We start from the raw sequence: 692 nt of genomic DNA on the forward strand, positions 1-692 counted from the left end.
GGGGCCAATCTTGAAAGCGGCCTTTGCTCAGGCGTTTATTGATTAACCAGAAGCCAGAGCCGTCATAACATAATGCTCTAAGCATGGTTTGACGGCGGTTGGTAAACACAAACAGGGTTCCGCTACGAGGCGACTGTTTTAGCTGATGACGACACAGGGCGGCGAGTCCATCAATACCACAGCGAAAATCGGCTGGTTGAGTCGCAAGCAGGATTTTACTCTCAGCAGTCAGGTGGATCATTTTACTTCTCCTGCTTCTTGTATCAGAGCTCGCAATAAGTCAGGAGAGACAAGGCCGCTGATACGGATCTGACTTGAATTAGGAAGAGTGAGCTGAAGGCTCAGGTCTGATTTAGGTAGTAAATCAGGCTCTATCTGTAACGGAACAAAATCAGGAGCGGACGACTTAACGGGAAGTTGCTTGCGCCAGTCATTGAGCTGGGTGGTGCAGATCCGTAGTGCTTTGGTCACGTGACTGATCGGATATTCTTCAAGCAGCTTGAGTGCTAAGCAGCGTAGTTCATCGGGGATACTGGCATGTTTATTAATGCGGGTTTGTCGCCAGTGCTCAAAGTCAGCAGTGGCCTGAATCAGGTTTTTCTGGTTTTGCATGGTGCCTTCCTTATATTGGATAAGCACTTAGTAAACCAGAGCTGGCGAGTTAAGTTGAGCTATGCTGCCGTAAGCTCACG

At 48.7% G+C, this 692-nt stretch carries 2 protein-coding genes; both read right to left on the bottom strand.

What is annotated here, in order from left to right; genetic code table 11:
- The coding region (gene tnpB, locus FKQ60_RS17365) for an IS66 family insertion sequence element accessory protein TnpB (protein WP_170906828.1) at positions 1–241 on the bottom strand (241 nt) is incomplete at its 3' end.
- On the bottom strand, positions 238–612 hold the full coding sequence (locus FKQ60_RS17370) for a hypothetical protein (RefSeq protein ID WP_020433901.1): 375 nt from the start codon (positions 610–612) through the stop codon (positions 238–240). The genes tnpB and FKQ60_RS17370, both read right to left, overlap by 4 nt.
- Positions 613–692 lie beyond the last annotated feature (80 nt).

Source organism: Vibrio sp. A11 (assembly GCF_013048705.1).
In the GTDB taxonomy this organism is placed as follows: Bacteria; Pseudomonadota; Gammaproteobacteria; order Enterobacterales; family Vibrionaceae; genus Vibrio; species Vibrio metschnikovii.

Coding starts and splice junctions, on each gene's coding strand:
- FKQ60_RS17370 (WP_020433901.1), bottom strand. CDS start 612: ATGCAAAACCAGAAAAACCTGATTCAGGCCACTGCTGACTTTGAGCAC.